At 74.5% G+C, this 18,714-nt stretch carries 15 protein-coding genes; 10 read left to right on the forward strand and 5 right to left on the reverse strand.

Going from position 1 to position 18,714, the window contains the following annotated elements:
* Positions 1 to 18: 18 nt before the first annotated feature.
* The gene (locus tag ACFPCY_RS08245) at positions 19 to 378 is read right to left on the reverse strand and encodes an ArsR/SmtB family transcription factor (protein ID WP_378253042.1); all 360 of its coding nucleotides are present in this window, start codon (positions 376 to 378) and stop codon (positions 19 to 21) included.
* A 52-nt stretch (positions 379 to 430) separates the two neighbouring features.
* Here ACFPCY_RS08245 and ACFPCY_RS08250 point away from each other — a divergent pair, with 52 nt between their 5' ends.
* Entirely contained in the window at positions 431 to 1,666 is a 1,236-nt protein-coding gene (locus ACFPCY_RS08250; protein ID WP_378253043.1) for an MFS transporter, read from the forward strand.
* A gap of 73 nt (positions 1,667 to 1,739) precedes the next feature.
* The gene (locus ACFPCY_RS08255; protein WP_378253044.1) at positions 1,740 to 2,000 is read left to right on the forward strand and encodes a hypothetical protein; all 261 of its coding nucleotides are present in this window, start codon (positions 1,740 to 1,742) and stop codon (positions 1,998 to 2,000) included.
* A gap of 112 nt (positions 2,001 to 2,112) precedes the next feature.
* Here ACFPCY_RS08255 and ACFPCY_RS08260 read toward each other — a convergent pair whose 3' ends face one another.
* Entirely contained in the window at positions 2,113 to 2,610 is a 498-nt protein-coding gene (locus ACFPCY_RS08260; RefSeq protein WP_378253045.1) for an NUDIX domain-containing protein, read from the reverse strand.
* A gap of 282 nt (positions 2,611 to 2,892) precedes the next feature.
* Here ACFPCY_RS08260 and ACFPCY_RS08265 point away from each other — a divergent pair, with 282 nt between their 5' ends.
* From ACFPCY_RS08265 to ACFPCY_RS08295, 7 genes are all read left to right on the forward strand, one after another.
* Complete coding sequence (locus tag ACFPCY_RS08265; protein WP_378253046.1) at positions 2,893 to 5,007, forward strand: molybdopterin oxidoreductase family protein; 2,115 nt, start codon at positions 2,893 to 2,895, stop codon at positions 5,005 to 5,007.
* On the forward strand, positions 5,004 to 6,461 hold the full coding sequence (locus ACFPCY_RS08270; RefSeq protein ID WP_378253047.1) for an FAD-dependent oxidoreductase: 1,458 nt from the start codon (positions 5,004 to 5,006) through the stop codon (positions 6,459 to 6,461). The genes ACFPCY_RS08265 and ACFPCY_RS08270 overlap by 4 nt, the downstream gene beginning before the upstream one ends.
* 228 nt (positions 6,462 to 6,689) lie before the next feature.
* On the forward strand, positions 6,690 to 9,233 hold the full coding sequence (gene nirB / locus ACFPCY_RS08275) for a nitrite reductase large subunit NirB (protein ID WP_378253048.1): 2,544 nt from the start codon (positions 6,690 to 6,692) through the stop codon (positions 9,231 to 9,233).
* On the forward strand, positions 9,230 to 9,910 hold the full coding sequence (gene nirD, locus ACFPCY_RS08280; protein WP_378253049.1) for a nitrite reductase small subunit NirD: 681 nt from the start codon (positions 9,230 to 9,232) through the stop codon (positions 9,908 to 9,910). Before nirB ends, nirD begins: the two co-directional genes overlap by 4 nt.
* Positions 9,873 to 11,078, forward strand: coding sequence for a uroporphyrinogen-III synthase (locus ACFPCY_RS08285; protein ID WP_378253050.1), 1,206 nt, complete (start codon positions 9,873 to 9,875; stop codon positions 11,076 to 11,078). Before nirD ends, ACFPCY_RS08285 begins: the two co-directional genes overlap by 38 nt.
* A gap of 191 nt (positions 11,079 to 11,269) precedes the next feature.
* Positions 11,270 to 12,286: an ATP-binding cassette domain-containing protein gene (locus ACFPCY_RS08290; RefSeq protein ID WP_378253051.1), complete on the forward strand. Its 1,017-nt coding sequence runs from the start codon at positions 11,270 to 11,272 to the stop codon at positions 12,284 to 12,286.
* 102 nt (positions 12,287 to 12,388) lie between these two features.
* Positions 12,389 to 13,285 (forward strand): ABC transporter permease, encoded by an 897-nt coding sequence (locus tag ACFPCY_RS08295; protein ID WP_378253052.1) that lies wholly within the window; start codon positions 12,389 to 12,391, stop codon positions 13,283 to 13,285.
* A gap of 143 nt (positions 13,286 to 13,428) precedes the next feature.
* On the opposite strand, the gene ACFPCY_RS08300 is transcribed toward ACFPCY_RS08295, so the two are convergent.
* The 3 genes from ACFPCY_RS08300 to ACFPCY_RS08310 all read right to left on the reverse strand — a co-directional run bounded on the left by ACFPCY_RS08300 (position 13,429) and on the right by ACFPCY_RS08310 (position 17,708).
* Positions 13,429 to 14,952, reverse strand: a complete 1,524-nt coding sequence (locus ACFPCY_RS08300) for an RNA polymerase sigma factor (protein WP_378253053.1) — start codon at positions 14,950 to 14,952, stop codon at positions 13,429 to 13,431.
* Between the two features lie 255 nt (positions 14,953 to 15,207).
* On the reverse strand, positions 15,208 to 16,395 hold the full coding sequence (locus tag ACFPCY_RS08305) for a cation diffusion facilitator family transporter (RefSeq protein ID WP_378253054.1): 1,188 nt from the start codon (positions 16,393 to 16,395) through the stop codon (positions 15,208 to 15,210).
* 155 nt (positions 16,396 to 16,550) lie between these two features.
* Complete coding sequence (locus ACFPCY_RS08310) at positions 16,551 to 17,708, reverse strand: AMP-binding protein (protein ID WP_378253055.1); 1,158 nt, start codon at positions 17,706 to 17,708, stop codon at positions 16,551 to 16,553.
* Positions 17,709 to 17,812: 104 nt separating this feature from the next.
* Here ACFPCY_RS08310 and ACFPCY_RS08315 point away from each other — a divergent pair, with 104 nt between their 5' ends.
* Positions 17,813 to 18,712 (forward strand): 1,4-dihydroxy-2-naphthoyl-CoA synthase, encoded by a 900-nt coding sequence (locus ACFPCY_RS08315; protein WP_378253056.1) that lies wholly within the window; start codon positions 17,813 to 17,815, stop codon positions 18,710 to 18,712.
* The last annotated feature ends 2 nt before the right edge of the window (positions 18,713 to 18,714 follow it).

Consider the following 18,714-nt stretch of genomic DNA (forward strand, 5'->3'; position numbering starts at 1 on the left):
TGGCGGGCGGGCCGCGGCTCAGGGGGTTCGGGCGAGTTCGGGTTCGAGGACGGCTTTCAGGAGGCCCGGGAACCGGGCCTCCATGTCGTCCCGGCGGACGCGAATGATGCGCTTGCGCCCCTCGGCGACGGTGCGGGTGAGCCCGGCCTCGCGCAGCACGCGGTAGTGGTGCGAGATGGTCGGGTTGCTGAGGCCGAGGTCCAGCCGCTCGTTGAGCAGGGCGCAGTCGATGGGCTCGGGGCCGTCGTAGAGCGCGGCCATCAGGGCGCGGCGGGCCGGGTCGGCGAGCGCGCTCAGGACGACGGTGAGGTCGATCGAGTCGACCGTCGGCTCGGGCAGCGTGCGCGGCATCGGTTCCCCCCATTCTTTGACGCTCATCGAATCGTAGTCTACGGTCCGTCATGTGATTATTCGACAAGCATCAAACGAATTGCCGGGCGCCCGGCTGTCCGTGCTGGCCCTCGGGACGTTCGTCCTCGGCGTGGACGGGTTCGTCCTGCCGGGGCTGCTCCACGACGTCGCCGGGGACCTGTCGGTGAGCGTCGCCACGGCCGGCCAGTTGACCACCGCGTTCTCCGTCGCCTACGCGGTCGGGTCGCCGATCATCGCCACCGTGACGGGACGGGCCGACCGGCGCGCCGTCATCGGCGCGGGCATGGCCGTCTTCCTGGTCGGCATGGTGCTCCAGGCGCTGGGACCGACCTATCCCGCCGTCCTCGCCGGACGCGTCGTCGCGGCGCTCGGCGCGGCGGCGTTCCAGGCCAACGCGTTCGCGGTCGCCGGAGTCCTGTCGCGGCCCGAGCGCCGCGCCCGGGCGTTCGCGGTGATCGGCGCCGGCTCCAGCCTCGCCACCGTCCTCGGCGTCCCGTTCGGGCTGCTGCTCGGGCAGTGGTGGGGGTGGCGCGGCGTGATGTGGGTGATCGCCGGGCTCGCCGCCGCGGCCATGGTGCTCACCACCGTCTCGCTGCCGTCGGTCACCCTTCCCCGGACGTCCCTGCGCGACCGGCTCAGGGTGCTGACGACGCCGCGCCTCCTCGTGCTGCTCGGCGTGAGCGCGCTCGTGCTCGCGCCGCTCAACCTGGTGACGGCGTACTCGGCGGCGCTCGTCGGGGTGAGCGCCTCGTCCGACGGGGCCGTCCTCGCCGCGCTGCTCGTGTTCGGCGCGGGCTTCTTCCTGGGGAACCGGGCGCTCGGACGGCTCGCCGACCGGTTCACCTCGCTCACGCTGCTGTCCGGCGCCCTGACCGGGCTGATCGCCGTCATGGCGGCGCTGGCCGGCGTCCAGCACCGGTTCGGGCCGACGCTGGTCGCGCTGTTCGTCCTCGGACTCCTCGGGACGTGCCTGTTCGTCCCGCAGCAGGACCGGGTCTTCGGCGCCGCCGGGGACGCCGCGCCGGTCGCGCTCGGGCTGAACGGCTCGATGATCTACGTCGGGACCGCGCTGGGCGCGGCCCTCGGCGGGACGGTCCTGTCCGGCGCGGGCGCCGTCTGGCTGGCTCCGTCGTCCGCCGTCCTGGGCGCCGCCGTGCTCGCCCTCGTCCGCCTGACCGCCCGAGACCGCCGCACCCCGGCCCCCTCCCCGACTGCCGCTCCCGCGCCGGCCCCCACCGCCGCGCCCGCGCCGGCCGCGGAGGGCGCGCCGGCTTGCGCGGGGCAGTGCGGCTGAGCCGGGCTTGGGTCGTCGCCGACCTGGGTAGGTCCAGGTCGGCGACGGGGGGACAACGGGGGAGAGCTGCGGCATGGCCACGTGCGAGGTCTGCGGGAACGACTACGCCATGAGTTTCGAGGTGCACGCGCAGGGCGCGGTGCACGTCTTCGACTCGTTCGAGTGCGCGATCACCCGGATGGCGCCGATCTGCGAGCAGTGCGGATGCCGGGTCGTCGGGCACGGGGTGTCGGTCGACCGGCACTGGTACTGCTCGGCGCACTGCGCGCGGGCCGCCGAGCCGGAGCGCGGCGCGCAGGTGCGCGGCAGCGTCCCGGCGGGCACCGGCGCCTGACCCCGCGCCCGGCGGCGGACGGCTGCGGCGGACGGCTGCGGCGGACGGCCGCCGGGAACGGGCGCGGCGAGCGGCTGTCGGGGGCGTAGGGCGCGGGGCGGCGGCGGACGGTTCAGACGGCGGCAGCCTGGTCGGGGAGGCCGGGGTCGCGGCCGTCCTCCAGGTAGACGGCGCGGCGCTCGGCCATGCCGCGCAGCGCGGGTTCCATGCGGCGGGCGATGTGGCCCGGCGCGAACTCGGCGACCTTTTCGGGCGCGACCATCATGTGGTCGGACAGCTCGTCCGGCGGGAGCCGGACGGCGGCGATCTCGGCGGCCGTGATGCGGCCCGCGAACACGAACACGTTGACCGCGTCCACGCCGCCGCGCGGCGGGCCCCAGTCGACGCAGACCAGGCCGGACAGCCGGGGCGCGAGCCCGAGCTCCTCGCGGCACTCGCGCTCGCAGGCGGTCAGCGGCGACTCGCCCTCCTCGATGACGCCGCCGGGCAGGTACCAGCCCTCCTTGTAGGTGGGTTTCACCAGCATGACGCGGCCGAGGTCGTCCAGCAGCAGGGCCGCGGCGGCGCCGCGGGTGCGGGGGAGCGAGGCGATGTAGGCGAGATCGGGCATGGGTCCGAGGGTAGACGGGCGGGCCCCGGCGGCGCGGCGGCGCGTCCGGCCGGAGCACGGCGGACGCCCCGGACGGCCGTCGATTTGTCCGCTTCGTCGCCGGGTCGCCGCCGAATGCGCCCTGACCGCGGCCGACAACGCTTGACATGTGTCCGGTCAGGGCCGTCAGGATGTTCCGGCGGGCCGCCTGACCTCGGCCCGCGCGGCGCGGTGAGGCGGTTTTAACGCCGGGGTCACGGACGGGAATCGCGCCCGAAACGGCGCGTCCGCAGGCTTCGCGGCATGACCGGAACCCCGACGCACTGCCCGTACTGCGCGCTGCAGTGCGGGATGACGCTGACCCCCGGGGACGGCCCGCCCGCGGTGGCGGCGCGCGAGGACGTGCCCGCGAACCGGGGCGGGCTGTGCCAGAAGGGCTGGACGGCCGCCGACCTGCTCGGCGTCCCGGACCGGTTGACGACGCCGCTGGCGCGCCCGCGCCGGGACGCGCCGCTGGAGCCCTGCACCTGGGACGAGGCGCTCGACCGTGTCGCGGCCGGGGTGTCGCGCCTGCGCGCGGCGCACGGCCCGGACGCGGTGGCGGTGTTCGGCGGGGGCGGCCTGACCAACGAGAAGGCCTACCAGCTCGGCAAGTTCGCGCGGATCGGCCTCGGCACCTCGCAGATCGACTACAACGGCCGGTTCTGCATGTCGTCGGCCGCCGCCGCGTCGCTGCGCGCGTTCGGGATGGACCGGGGCCTGCCGGGCCCGATCACCGACCTGGGCCGGTCGGACGCGGTGCTGCTGGTCGGCGGGAACCCGGCCGAGACGATGCCGCCGTTCATGCGGCACCTGGCCGACCTGCGCGGGCGCGGCGGCGCGCTGATCGTGGTGGATCCGCGCCGGACCGCGACCGCGCGGGCGGCGGACCTGCACCTGCGTCCGCTGCCGGGCACCGACCTGGCGCTGGCGAACGGCCTGCTGCACCTGGCGATCGCCGAGGGGCTGGTGGACGAGGCGTACGTCGCGTCCCGCACGACCGGGTTCGAGGCCGTCCGGACGGTGGTGAACGCCTACTGGCCGGGCCGGGTGGAGCGGATCACGGGCGTGCCCGAGCCGCAGCTGCGGGAGGCCGTCCGGCTGCTGGCGGGCGGGGAGCGCGCGCACATCCTGACCGGACGCGGCGGGGAGCAGCACGCCAAGGGCGTCGACACGGTGTCGGCGTTCGTGAACCTGGCGCTCGCGCTGGGCCTGCCGGGCCGGGAGGGCTCGGGCTACGGGTGCGTGACCGGGCAGGGCAACGGGCAGGGCGGGCGCGAGCACGGGCAGAAGGCCGACCAGCTCCCCGGCTACCGCCGCATCGACGATCCGGCGGCGCGCGCGCACGTCGCCGCCGTGTGGGGCGTGGACCCGGACGTCCTGCCCGGCCCCGGACGGTCCGCCTACGAGCTGCTGTCGGCGCTCGGCACGCCGGACGGCCCGAAGGCGCTGCTGCTGTTCGGGTCGAACCCGGTGGTGTCCGCGCCGCGCGCCGCCGCCGTCGCCGACCGGCTGGACGCCCTGGACCTGCTGGTCGTCGCCGACTTCGTCCCGTCGGAGACCGCGCGGCGCGCCGACGTGGTGCTGCCGACCGCGCAGTGGGCCGAGGAGTCGGGCACGATGACGAACCTGGAGGGCCGGGTGCTGCGGCGCCGCCGGGCCGTCCCGCCGCCGGACGGCGTCCGCACCGACCTGGAGATCGTCGCCGGGCTCGCCGGTAGGCTCGGCGCGCCCGGCAAGTGGAGCACCGACCCCGCCGAGGTGTTCGAGGAACTGCGCGCGGCGAGCGCCGGCGGCCCCGCCGACTACGCCGGCATCAGCTACGAGCGGATCGAGCGCGAGGGCGGCGTGTTCTGGCCGTGCCCGGACGAGGACCACCCCGGCACGCCGCGTCCGTACCTGGACCGGTTCCCCACCCCCGACGGCCGGGCCCGGTTCGTCCCGGTGGAGCACCGCGGCCCGGCCGAGGACGTGGACGGCCGCTACCCGGTGTACCTGACGACCGGGCGCGTCCTGGCGCAGTACCAGAGCGGCGCGCAGACCCGCCGGATCCCGGCGCTGGCCGACGCCGCGCCGGGGCCGTTCGTGGAGCTGCACCCCGACCTCGCCGGCCGACTCGGCATCGAGGACGGCGCGGACGTGCGGCTGAGCACCCGCCGGGGGAGCGCGACCGTGCGGGCGCGGCTCACCGGCGACATCCGGGACGACACGGTGTTCGTGCCGTTCCACTGGCCGGGGGAGGGCAGCGCGAACCTGCTGACCAACCCGGCGCTCGATCCGGTCTCGCGGATGCCGGAGTTCAAGGTGTGCGCCGTCCGGCTGGAACCGGCCGGGACGTCGGAGGCACGGGCGGGCGAATGCGGAGAGGACGCGTCGTGAGGAACGGGATCGTCGTCGTCGGGAACGGCATGGCCGGGTCGCGGCTGGTCACCGGCATCCGGAGCAGGGACCGGGACGTGCCGGTCACGGTGTTCGGCGCGGAGGCCGAGCAGCCCTACAACCGGGTGCTGCTGTCGAACGTGCTCGCCGGGGCCGCCGAGCCCGGGAGCATCGGCCTGGTCGACCCGGCCTGGTACGGGGCGAACGGCGTGGACGCCAGGCTCGGCGTCGAGGTCGCGCGGATCGACCGGGACCGGAAGGTCGTGGTGGCCGCCGACGGGAGCGAGACCGAGTACGGGACGCTCGTCCTCGCGACGGGCAGCACGGCAGTCGTCCCGCCCGTCCCCGGCACGCGCGACGGCGCGGACGGCGGCCTGCCGGACGGCGCGGTCGCGTTCCGCACGCTCGACGACTGCCGGACGATCGTCGCCGCCGCCGAGGGGGCGCGGACGGCGGTCGTGGTCGGCGGCGGCCTGCTCGGCATCGAGGCGGCGCGCGGGCTCGTCGGGCGCGGACTGGACGTCACGGTCGTGCACATGGCCGGGCACCTGATGGAGCGGCAGCTCGACCCCGGCGCGGGCCGGGTGCTGGCGCGGACGCTGCGCCGCCTCGGCATCCGCGCCGAGCTCGACGCGACCGTCACCGCGCTGGACGTCGCGGGCGGCCGGGTGCGCGGCGTCCGGCTGGCCGAGGGCGCGCTGCCCGCCGACGTGGTGGTGCTGGCGTGCGGGGTCCGTCCGGACACGGCGCTGGCGCGGGACGCCGGTCTCGCGGTGGAGCGGGGCGTGGTCGTGGACGCGACGCTGACGTCGGTCACCGACCCGGACGTGCGGGCGCTCGGCGAGTGCTCCCAGCACGACGGGACGGTGTACGGGCTGGTCGCGCCCGCGTGGGAGCAGGCCGAGATCCTCGCCGACCTGCTGACCGGCGCGGACCCGGACGCGCGCTTCACCGGCGCGCGGCAGGTCACCCGCCTCAAGGCGACCGGGGTGGACCTGGTCGCGATGGGGGAGACGCACCACGGCGACGACGACCCGGACGTGGAGGTCGTCCGCTTCACCGACGCGGGACGCGGCACCTACAAGAAGGTGGCGATCCGGGACGGCCGGGTCGTCGGCGCGATCCTGCTGGGCGAGACCGGCACCGCCGGGACGCTCACGATGCTGTACGACCGGTCCGCGCCGCTGCCGAGCGACCGGCTCGGGCTGCTGTTCCCCGGCGTGGGCGGCGCGACGGAGGCGGACTCGCCGGTGCGGATGCCGGACGCGGCGACCGTGTGCCAGTGCAACAACGTGTCCAAGGGCCGGATCCGCGCGTGCTGGGAGGACGGCGCGCGCACGGCCGAGGAGGTCGTGGCGCGGACGCGCGCGAGCACCGGCTGCGGCGGCTGCCGGGACGCGGTGGAGGGCATCGTCGGCTGGCTCGCCGAACAGGACACCGTCCCCGCCGGGTGATCCTCCTTCCACCCGCGCGGCGGACCCGCCGGGAGCGACCCGCTCCCGGCGGGTTCTGCATTTCGGTGCGGCTTTCGCTTTTCTCAGTGAGGGTTTCGCCCTCCCGGCCGGCATTCCCGGCGCCGGGAGCGCGGTATGACGACGCCCGTATTTCGGGGTGAGGCCCTTTTAACACGGCGGTGACAAAGGAGACGCAGCCGCGAAACGGCCCCTGCTGAAGATCGTGTCATGAACGGTGACCGAGAGGGTTCGCTTCGGGTGGTGGTCGTCGGGCACGGCCCGGCGGGACATCGGCTGGTGGAGGCGCTGCGGGCGCGGGACACGGCCGGGGCCTGCCGGGTGACCGTCCTGGGGGAGGAGCCGCGGGCCGCCTACGACCGGGTGGCGCTGACGTCCTACCTGACCGAGGACGCCGACCTGGCCCTGCCCGGGCACGACGACGCCGTGGACGTGGCGGTGGGGGACCCGGTGACGCGAATCGACCGCGCGGCGCGGACCGTGGCGACCGCGTCCGGGCGGGTGGTGGAGTACGACGCGCTGGTGCTGGCGACCGGGTCCGCGCCGTTCGTCCCGCCGGTGCCCGGACGCGACCTGCCCGGCGTGTTCGTGTACCGGACGATCGACGACCTGGACGCGCTCCGTGAGCACTGCGCTGACCTTACTTTGTCAAGGCCGGAGGCTGGAGGCGTCGTCGTCGGCGGCGGGCTCCTCGGCCTCGAAGCCGCCCGCGCCGTCCAGGGCCTGGGCGTCGACACGCACGTGGTCGAGGTCGCGCCGTGGCTGATGCCGCGCCAGCTCGACGAGGGCGGCGGCGCGATGCTGCGCCGGCACGTCGAGGCGCTGGGCATGACCGTCCACGCGGGCACGCCGATGGAGCGGCTGGAGGCGGGGGAGGACGGCGCGGTCGCGTCGGTCGCGCTCGCGGACGGCTCCTCGCTGGACGCGGGTGTCGTGGTGTTCTCCGCGGGCGTCCGGCCGCGGGACGGCCTGGCGCGCGACTGCGGCCTGGCGGTCGGCGAGCGCGGCGGGATCGTGGTGGACGAGGCCTGCCGGACGTCCGACCCGGCGGTGTTCGCGATCGGCGAGTGCGCGCTGGTGGACGGCCAGGTGTACGGCCTGGTCGCGCCGTGTTTCAGCATGGCCGAGGTGGTCGCCGACCGGCTGCTGGCCGCCGCGTCCGGAACGGACTGCGCGGCGCGGTTCGAGGGCGCGGACCTGTCGACGAAGCTGAAGCTGATGGGGGTGGACGTCGCGAGCTTCGGCGACCCGTTCCGCGCCGACGGCCTGGACGTGACCTACACCGACCCGGTCGCGGGGATCTACAAGCGCCTGGTGGTCAGCGACGACGCGCGGACGCTGCTCGGCGGCGTGCTGGTCGGCGACGCGTCGGGGTATCCGGCGCTGCGGGCGCAGGTCGGGACGGAGCTGCCGGGGTCGCCGGAGCAGGTGCTGTTCGGCGGGACGGAGGCGGCGGGCGGTGACCTGCCGGGCGCGACGGTGATCTGCTCGTGCAACAACGTGTCGGCGGAGGTGATCCGGTCGGAGATCCGGGACGGGTCGCTGACCGAGCTGGGGCAGGTGAAGGCGTGCACGCGGGCGGGCACGACGTGCGGGAGCTGCGTGCCGCTGGTGAAGCGGATCCTGGACGCGGAGCTGACGGCGGCGGGGGTGGAGGTCAGCCGGGCGCTGTGCGAGCACTTCGCGCACAGCCGGGCCGAGCTGTTCGACATCGTGCGGGTCACGGGGATCACGACGTTCACGCGGTTGATCGCCGAGCACGGGCGGGGGCGCGGCTGCGACATCTGCAAGCCGGTGGTGGCGTCGATCCTGGCGTCGCTGGGGAACGGGTACGTCCTGGACGGCGAGCAGGCGGCGCTGCAGGACACCAACGACCACCATCTGGCGAACCTGCAGAAGAACGGGACGTACTCGGTGGTGCCGCGGATCCCGGGCGGTGAGATCACGCCGGAGCGGCTGATCGTGATCGGTGAGGTGGCGCGGGACTTCGGCCTCTACACCAAGATCACCGGCGGGCAGCGGATCGACCTGTTCGGTGCGCGGGTGGAGCAGCTGCCGCTGATCTGGAAGCGGCTGGTGGACGCGGGGTTCGAGTCGGGGCACGCGTACGGCAAGGCGCTGCGGACGGTGAAGTCGTGCGTGGGGTCCACGTGGTGCCGGTACGGGGTGCAGGACTCGGTGGGGATGGCGATCGCCCTGGAGCTGCGGTACCGGGGGCTGCGCGCGCCGCACAAGATCAAGGCGGCGGTGTCGGGGTGCGCGCGGGAGTGCGCGGAGGCGCGCGGCAAGGACTTCGGGATCATCGCGACCGAGGGCGGCTGGAACCTGTACCTGGGCGGGAACGGGGGGATGCGGCCGCGGCACGCGGACCTGTTCGCGACGGACCTGTCGGACGAGGAGCTGGTGCGGTACGTGGACCGGTTCCTGATGTTCTACATCCGGACGGCGGACCGGTTGCAGCGGACGGCGGGGTGGCTGGAGGCGCTGGACGGGGGCCTCGCGTACCTGCGCGAGGTGATCGTGGAGGACCGGCTGGGGATCTGCGCCGAGCTGGACGCGGCGATGGCGCGGCATGTCGGGTCCTATTCCGACGAGTGGGCGGACACGTTGGGTGATCCGGAGCGGATGAGGCGGTTCGTGTCGTTCGTGAACGCGCCCGACGTGCCCGATCCGAGTATCGCGTTCGAGACCGAGCGGGATCAGATCAAGCCGGTCCTGGTGGCCGGTCCGGAGCTGGAGGTGGCCGTCCGATGACCGTGGTGCGGGAGTACGCCGTTTCGTCCGGGGAGTCCGGGGAGTCCGGGGACGCCGGGGAGTCCCGGGTGTCGGGATGGCACCGGGTGTGCCGGTGGGACGACCTGCTGCCGGAGCGGGGCGTGGCCGCGCTGGTGGCGGGGGTGCAGGTGGCGCTGTTCCGGACGTTCGACGGCGGGTTGCACGCGGTGGGGAACCTGGATCCGTTCAGCGGGGCGCAGGTGATGTCGCGCGGGCTGCTGGGGTGCCGGGACGGGGTGCCGGTGGTGGCGTCGCCGATGTTCAAGCAGGTGTTCGATCTGGAGACCGGGGCGTGCGTGTCGGAGCCGGGGCCGGGGTTGCCGGTGTTCGGGGCGCGGGTGCGGGACGGTCTGGTCGAGGTGTCGCTGGAGGCCGGGTCATCACGCGAGCGCGGGTCTGCGCGGGAACGTGGGTCTGCGCGGGAACGTGGGTCTGCGCGGGAGCGCGGGTCTGCGCGGGAGCGCGGGTCTGCGCGGGAGCGCGGGTCTGCGCGGGAGCGCGGGTCTGCGCGGGAGCGCGGGTCTGCGCGGGAGCGCGGGTCTGCGCGGGAGCGCGGGTCTGCGCGCGAGTCCGGAAGGTCGGCGGTGTCCGGGTCTTCGCCGGGGGCGGTGGCGCCGGATGCGGCGGTGCGGGCGGCGGTGTCCGGTGAACGGTGAGGGCGGGCCGCTGGCGGGGTTCGCGGTGGGGGTGACGGCGGCGCGGCGGCGCGAGGAGCTGGCGGTGCTGCTGGAGCGGCGGGGGGCGCGGGTGGTGCACGCGCCGGCGATCCGGCTGGTTCCGCTGGCGGACGACGCGGAGCTGCTGGCGGCGACGCGGGCGTGCCTGGAGCGTCCGCTGGACCATGCGGTGGTGACGACGGGCATCGGGTTCCGGGCGTGGCTGGAGGCGGCGGACGGGTGGGGTCTGCGTGAGGCGCTGGTGTCGCGGCTGGGCGGGACCGACGTGGTGGCGCGCGGGCCGAAGGCGCGGGGGGCGTTGCGGTCGGCGGGGCTGACGGAGCGGTGGTCGCCGGAGTCGGAGTCGTGCGCGGAGGTGCTGGCGCATCTGCTGGAGAAGGACCTGGCGGGGGCGCGGGTGGCGGTGCAGCTGTACGGGGAGCAGCTGGAGGACGTGTCGGGGCCGCTGCGGGCGGCGGGCGCGGAGGTGATCGAGGTCCCGGTGTACCGGTGGGCGCGGGTGGAGGACGCGACGCCGTTGCGGCGGCTGGTGGGGCAGGCGGTGGCGGGGACGGTGGACGCGATCGCGTTCACCAGCGCGCCGGCGGTGGCGGCGACGCTGGCGGTGGCGGCGGAGGACGGGCTGGAGGAGCTGCTGCTGGAGGCTCTGCGGGACGGTGTGGTGGCGGCGTGCGTGGGGCCGGTGACCGCGCGGGCGCTGACCGCGCGGGGCGTGCCGACGGTGCAGCCGGAGCGGGCGCGGATCGGGGCGCTGGTGCGGGCGCTGGCGGCGGATCTGCCGCGGCGGCGGGCGCGGCGGTTGCAGGTGCGGGGGACGCTGCTGGAGCTGCGGGGGCACGCGGTGGTGCTGGACGGGCAGTTGCGTCCGATCGCGCCGGCGCCGATGGCGATCCTGCGGGCGCTGGCGCGGCGTCCGGGGCATGTGGTGTCGCGGGCGGAGCTGTGCGGGGTGCTGCCGGGGCGTCCGCTGCTGGGCGGGTCGGGGTGGGGGCGCGAGGCGCGTCCGCAGGCCGACGAGCACGCGGTGGAGATGGCGGTGGCGCGGTTGCGGCGCGGGCTGGGGCGGTCGGGGATCGTGGAGACGGTGGTGAAGCGGGGGTACCGGCTGGCGTGCGATCCGCGGGCGCCGGGGGCGGGCTTCGCCTGACGGGCCCTCCTGACGCGTTCGCCTGACCGGTTCGCCTGACCGGTTCGCCTGACGGTTCGTCCGGTCTGGTGGCGTTGTCCGGGGGTGCGAAAGTTGGCGGAAAAGGCATGGAGTGCGGGGGTGCGGGCGCGTAGGGTACGGCGGTGGCGCGCCGGGGAGGTCCGGCGTCGCCGACCCTTGAGGAGGCGCGAATGCCGGGGGACGGGGTGCCCGCCGCGGAGCCGGCGGCCGCTGCCGGGGCGCCCGCCGTGGAGGTGTCCGGGCTGGTGCGCCGGTTCGGGGACGTCGAGGCGGTGCGGGGGATCGAGTTCGCCGTCCGGCCGGGGGAGATCTTCGGTTTCCTCGGCCCGAACGGGGCGGGCAAGTCCACGACGATCAACATGCTGTGCACGCTGCTGCGTCCGTCGGAGGGGACGGCGCGGGTCGCCGGGTTCGACGTGGTGCGGCAGCGGGACGAGGTGCGCCGCAACATCGGCCTGGTGTTCCAGGATCCGACGCTGGACGGGTACCTGACGGGCGAGCAGAACCTGCGGTTCCACGCGGAGCTGTACGGGGTGCCGCGGGCGGCGCTGCCGGAGCGGATGCGGCAGGTGCTGGAGATGGTCCGGCTGTGGGACAAGCGCGGTGACCGGGTGCAGACGTACTCGGGCGGGATGAAGCGGCGGCTGGAGATCGCGCGCGGGCTGCTGCACTCGCCGCGGGTGCTGTTCCTGGACGAGCCGACGGTGGGCCTGGACCCGCAGACGCGGGCGTCGATCTGGGAGTACATCCGGGAGCTGCGCGCCGCCGAGCAGATCACGATCTTCATGACGACGCACTACATGGACGAGGCGGAGTACTGCGACCGGATCGCGATCATGGATTCGGGGCGGATCGTGGCGCTGGACACGCCGGAGGCGCTGAAGGCGGGCGTGGGCCGGGACCGGGTGCAGATCCGCACCGACGACGACCCGGCGGCGATCGAGGCGCTGGCGGAGCGGTTCGGGCTGGCGGCGACGGTGGCGGAGGGCGCGGTGACGTTCTCGGTGGAGTCGGGGGAGGCGTTCGTGCCGCGGCTGTTCGCGGAGCTGGGGATGCCGATCCGGTCGGTGAGCGTGTCGCGGCCGTCGCTGGACGATGTGTTCATGTCGTTCACCGGGACCACGATCCGGGACGCCGAGGGCTCGGCCAGCGACTGGATGCGCATGGCCATGCGCGGACGCCGGTGAGGGCCGCGACGGCGACCCGGAGTGACGGTGACGCGGTGACGGCGACCGGGGTGACGGCGACCGGGGTGACGGCGACCGGGGCGACGTGATGGAGGGCGTGCGGTGACGGCGACCGAGACGGGCGGGGCGCGGGCTCCGCGGGTGACGCGGGTGGCGGTGCCGGAGCGCAGCCTCGCGCACGACCTGCGCGCGGTGAAGATCGTCCTGCACCGGGAGCTGATCCGCTACGGGCGGGACCGGATGCGGATGGTGTCGGGCCTGGTCCAGCCGGTGCTGTGGCTGCTGGTGATGGGCACGGGCCTGTCGAACCTGATGACGGCGGGACGGGGCGGTCCGGGCGGGGCGCACGTGGACCTGAAGACGTTCATCTTCCCGGGCGTGTGCGCGATGACGGTGATGTTCACCGCGATGTTCTCGGCCGGGTCGATCGTGTGGGACCGGGAGTTCGGGTTCCTGCGGGAGATGCTGGTCGCGCCGGTGTCGCGGTCGGCGATCGTGGTCGGCAAGTGCGTGGGCGGCGCGACGGTCGCGACGCTGCAGGGCGCGGTGATCCTGGCGCTGGCGGGGCTGGCGGGCGTCCCCTACGACCCGGTGCTGCTGCTGGAGCTGCTGGCGCTGATGTTCGTCGGGGCGTTCGCGATGACCGGGTTCGGCGTCATGACGGCCGCGCGGATCAAGAGCATGCAGTCGTTCTTCGGGCTGATGCAGATGGCGATGATGCCGATGATGTTCCTGTCGGGGGCGCTGTACCCGCTGGCGGGGCTGCCGGTGTGGCTGGCGGTGCTGACCCGGTTCAACCCGCTGACCTACGCGGTCGATCCGCTGCGGCAGGCGGTGTTCTCGCACCTGTCGCTGACGCCGCAGCTGCGGCGGACGTTCGATCCGGGCGTGACGTGGGGCGGCTGGCGGGTGCCGGTCGGCCTGGAGATCGTCCTGGTGGTGCTGATGGGGCTGGGGCTGATGGCCGTGGCGATCGCGGAGTTCCGCCGCTCGGAGTAGCGCCCCGTCCGGGACGGGCGGCGCCCCGCCCGGGGGGACGGTGCAGGCGGAACGCGGCGAGGCCCGCCCCTCCGGTGTGGAGGGACGGGCCTCGGTGCGCGCGGACCGGAGCGGACCGCGTACGGCCTGGAACCGGGCCGGGGTCAGACGGCGAAATCCAGGAGCGGCTGGGCGTTGCTGGGGTGCCGCAGCTTGGACAGCGACTCCTTCTCCAGCTGCCGGATCCGCTCGCGGGTCAGGCCGAGGGCCTTGCCGATCTCGTCGAGGGTGCGGGGCGTCCCGTCGTACAGCCCGAACCGCATCGCCATGATCTTGGCTTCGCGCGGGTTCAGGATGTCCAGGGTGCGGCGCAGCTGGTCGGCCATGAGCTGCCGGTCGACCAGTTCGGACGCCTCGGGGCTGTCGGTGTCCTCGATGAGGTCGCCGATGCGGGTCTCGCCGTCCTCGCCGATGGTGGAGTCGAGGCTGATCGGCTGGCGGCTGGTGCGCAGCAGCTCGCGGACCTGCTCGGGGCTCTTGTCGAGCTCGAGCGCCAGCTCCTCGGGGGTGGGTTCGCGGCCGAGGCGCTGGTGCATGTCGCGCTCGACGCGACTGAGCTTGCTCAGCATCTCCAGGACGTGGACGGGCAGCCGGATCGTGCGGGCCGAGTCGGCGAAGCCGCGCTGGATGGCCTGGCGGATCCACCACATGGCGTAGGTGGAGAACTTGTAGCCCTTGGAGTAGTCGAACTTCTCCACGGCGCGGATGAGGCCGAGGTTGCCCTCCTGGACGACGTCCAGCAGGGACAGGCCGCGGTCGGAATACTTCTTGGCGACCGACACGACCAGCCGCAGGTTCGCCTCCAGCATGTGCGCCTTGGCGCGGCGGCCGTCGGCGGCGACCCACTCCAGCTCGATCCGGTACCGGTCGGACAGCGTGTCGCTGCTCTCCAGCAGGTGCTCGGCGTAGAGCCCGGCCTCGATGCGCTTGGCGAGGTCGACCTCCTGCTCGGCGGTGAGCAGCTGCCGGCGGCCGATCGCCTTGAGGTAGGTGTGGACCGAGTCGCCCATGGTGGTGGACTGGTCGTCCAGGTCGGCGGCCGTGACCTCGGCGTCGGCGGCCTCGACCTCGGTGAGCTCGAAGGTGCCGTCGTCGGGCTCGTCCTCGTCGGCGGGGGAGTCGGGCTCGGGGGCGGCCTTCACGGCGCCCTTGGCGGTGCTCCGGGTGGTGCTCTTGGCGCCGGCGGTCTTGGTGGTGGCGCGCTTGCGGGCGGGCGCCTTACCGGCGGTCTTCCCGGCGGGCTTGTCGGCGGAGGCCGGGGTGTCGGGGGCCTCGTCACCGGCGGGCTCGCCGTCCTCGTCCGCGCGCGCCGCCCGGGCGCTGCCGGCCTTGTCGTCGGCCTTGTCGCTCTTGGTCGCCCTGCCGGCGGTGGTCGGCTTCTTGGCCGTGCGGGTGCTCCGCGCGGTCTTCTTGGCGGCGGTGTCGTCCTCGCTGGCCAGGCTGATCCCGGCCTCGGAGAGCTCCCGCAGGATCGAGCGGCCCTGGCCGGGGCTGATCCCGGCGGCCTCGAACGCCCGGCGCACCTCGTCCAGCGAGAGGCGCCCTTGGGCCCGGCCGCGCTCGAGGAGGTCCTCGAGGGCGGGGCTCGGCGACTCCGTGAGCGGGCTCTCGGCGGCGGTTCGCGGCATGGGGACACCCCCCTCCCTTCCGTGTGGTGGCGGCGCGGAGGCTTGCTCTCTGATGCTCGCCCTCTGGTGACGCGCGCATTATTCGGAACGTCATGAGAGGGCCCGGTTGTTCCCGGCGTCCGGTCTTCCAGCGTGCCACAGGCCGCCGGTGCCTCGGGGCCAGGACGCCCGATCCGCGCAGGTCAAAGGCCCATACCGTACCTTACTGCGTAAAGGCGACGGTCGGGAAAGTTTTTCCCAACTACGTTCACTACGTCACATCTCCGACAGCGGAGGAGCGTCCCTGGACGGTGTCTGCGGCAGGGTGCGACCGTACCGGGCGATGACGCGTTCGCGCAGGTCGGGGTCGTCGCGCGGGACGGGTTCCAGGAACACCTCGTCGATCTCGTCGTGGGCCTCGTGCAGCTCGCGGGACAGCCGGACGCAGGCGCGCTCGACGTCGGCGGCGGTCAGGGCGTCCCGGAAGTCCAGGCGGGCGCAGACGAGGATCTGGTCGGCGCCGAAGGTGAGGGTGACGATGTCGACGACCCAGTCGATCTCGGGCGCGGCGGCCAGGCGGGCGCGGACGTCGGCGACGATGCGCGGGTCGGCCTGGTTGCCGACGAGCAGGTTGAGGTTGATCCGGCCGAGGACGAGGGCGACGGCGGTGAGCAGGACGCCGATGAGGACCGATCCGGCGCCGTCCCAGGCGGAGCTGCCGGTGAGCTGGTGCATGCCGAGGCCGGCGAACGCGATGATCAGGCCGACGAGGGCGGCGGAGTCCTCCAGCAGGACGCTGAGGGAGGTCGGGTCGTCGGTGCGGCGGATGTGGGCGAGCAGGCGGAGGCCCTCGCCGTGGGCGGCGGCGCGGGTCTGGGAGAGGGCCTGCCGCCAGGAGATCGCCTCGAGGACGAAGGAGACGCCGAGGACGAGGTAGCCGGCGAGGGGGTCGGCCTCGGTGGGGTGGCCGAGGAAGGTCTGGACGCCCTGGTAGAAGGCGAACAGGGCGCCCATGCCGAAGATCGCGACGGCGACGAGGAGGGTCCAGATGTAGCGCTCCTTGCCGTAGCCGAGGGGGTGGCGGCGGTCGGCGGGGCGGCCGGACCGGCGCAGGCCGATCATGAGGAGGATCTCGTTGAAGGTGTCGGCGAAGGAGTGCGCGGCCTCGGCGGCCATGGAGGCGGAGCCGGTGGCGACGGCGGCGACGGTCTTGGCGATGGCGATGCCGAGGTTGGCGGCCAGGGCGAGGACGACGGTGAGGGTGCTCTCGTGGTCCTCGCCTTCGCCGGACCCGGGGGCCGCGTCGTCCCCGGTGGCCGTGGCGTTCCCGCGGGCCGCGGCTTCGGCGGGGGCTTCGGCGGGGGCTTCGGCGGGGGCTTCGGCGGGTGGCGCGGCGGCGTCGGCGGGCGGGCTCGCCGGGGTGTCGTCCGGGGCGTCGTGCTCGCCGGGGTGGTGCTGGGTCATGCGGGTCCCCTCCTCGCGCACCGGGATGATCATCGGGCGGCGTCGGGGGGTGCCTACCCGGTGTCGGTGCTCGCAAGCGCGGCGCGGCGGCGGGGTGATCTTCGGGGTCCGGCGGGTCGGCCGGGTGGCCGCGGAGGTCAGGGGGGTCGCGGAGGTCAGGGGGCGCGGTGGCGGAGGGCGGCGCGGTCGGGTTTTCCGGAGGGGAGGAGGGGGAGGGCGGCGCGGAGGTCGAGCTCACGGGGGGCGGCGTGGGCGGGGCGGGTCTCGCGGGTCCAGGCGCGGAGGTCGTCGAGGGTGGGGGCGGGGCCGTCGGGGACGATGACGGCGGTGACGCGTTCGCCCCATTCGGGGTCGGGTCGTCCGACGACGACGACGTCGGCGACGCGGGGGTGGCGGGCGAGGCGTTCGGCGACGTCGCCGGCGACGACCTTCTCGCCGCCGGTGTTGATGACGTCGTCGATGCGGCCGCGGATGCGGAGGCGTCCGTCGTGGAGGGTGCCGAGGTCCTGGGTGAGGTACCAGCGGCCGTCGCGGGTGGCGGCGGTGAGGTCGGGGGCGAGGCGGTAGCCGGTGAACAGGACGGGTCCGGCGATGCGGACGCGCCCGTCGGGGTCGAGGTCGAGGGTGACGCCGTCGAGGGGGAGACCGTCGTAGGCGCAGCCGCCGCAGGTCTCGCTCATGCCGTAGGTGGTGTGGACGGTGGCGCCGGCGGTGCGGGCGCGGTCGAGGAGGTCGGGGTGTGCGGGGGCGCCGCCGAGGAGGATGGCGCGGTAGCGGGTGAGGTCGGTTCCGGCGTCGAGGAGGCGGCGGAGCTGGGTGGGGACGAGGGAGATGAGCGCGGCGTCGGCGGCGGTGATGCGGGCGGGGTCGAAGCGGGGGTGGATGTGGGGGGTGGTGCCGGCGAGGAGGGCGCGGACGAGGACCTGGATGCCGGCGATGTGGCTGGTGGGGAGGCAGCAGAGCCAGCGGTCGGTGGGGTCGGCGCCGATGCGGTGGTGGGTGGCGGTGGCGGAGGCGCGCAGGGTGGCGGCGGTGAGTTCGACGATCTTGGGGGTGCCGGTGGAGCCGGAGGTGGCGATGAGGACGGCGGTGTCGGGGTGGACGGGGATGCCGCCGGGGCGTGGGGTGGTGCCGGTGGTGGTCTCGACGGCGTGGGGGCGGAGGGTGTCGAGGGTGGCGGCGAGGGCGGGCGGGGGTGTGTCGGGGGAGAGGGGGCAGATGGCGGGTCCGGTGCCGTCGAGGGCGGCGTGGAGGGCCTGGAGGAGGCGGGGTCCGGGGGGGAGGACGAGGGCGTGCAGGCGGCGGTCTTCCATGGCGCGGTCAGTTTAGGCGACCCTGTTGAACGCGTTCACATCGGTGGGGCGGTTGAATGGGGGTGGCCGTCCGGCCGTACCGGGTTCTGGGTGAAGAGGGGCACATGGTTTCGGAGTTGTTCGACGCGTCGGCGTGGAAGCTGGTGGAGGGGTTCGACTTCACCGACATCACGTATCACCGGGCGGTGGATCAGGGGACGGTGCGGATCGCGTTCGACCGTCCGGAGGTGCGGAACGCGTTCCGTCCGCACACGGTGGACGAGCTGTACCGGGCGCTGGATCACGCGCGGATGTCGTCGGATGTGGGGTGTGTGCTGCTGACGGGGAACGGGCCGTCGCCGCGGGACGGGGGGTGGGCGTTCTGTTCGGGTGGTGATCAGCGGATCCGGGGGCGGGACGGGTACCGGTACGCGGAGGGGGAGACGGCGGAGTCGATCGATCCGGCGCGGGCGGGGCGGTTGCACATCCTGGAGGTGCAGCGGCTGATCCGGTTCATGGGGAAGGTGGTGATCTGCGTCGTTCCGGGGTGGGCAGCGGGGGGCGGTCACAGCCTGCACGTGGTGTCGGATCTGACGTTGGCGAGCCGGGAGCACGCGCGGTTCAAGCAGACCGACGCGGATGTGGCGAGTTTCGACGGGGGGTACGGGTCGGCGTACCTGGCGCGGCAGGTGGGGCAGAAGTTCGCGCGGGAGATCTTCTTTCTGGGGGAGACGTACTCGGCGGAGGACGCGCACCGGATGGGGATGGTGAACGCGGTGGTGCCGCACGCGGATCTGGAGCGGGTGGCGCTGGAGTGGGCGGCGAAGGTGAACGGGAAGTCGCCGACGGCGCAGCGGATGCTGAAGTTCGCGTTCAACGCGGTGGACGACGGTCTGGTGGGTCAGCAGGTGTTCGCGGGGGAGGCGACGCGGCTGGCGTACGGGACGGAGGAGGCGGCGGAGGGGCGGGACGCGTTCCTGGAGAAGCGTGACCCCGATTGGTCGCGTTTCCCGTGGTACTACTAATT

The organism is Actinomadura gamaensis, from assembly GCF_042652125.1.
Lineage (GTDB): Bacteria > Actinomycetota > Actinomycetes > Streptosporangiales > Streptosporangiaceae > Spirillospora > Spirillospora gamaensis.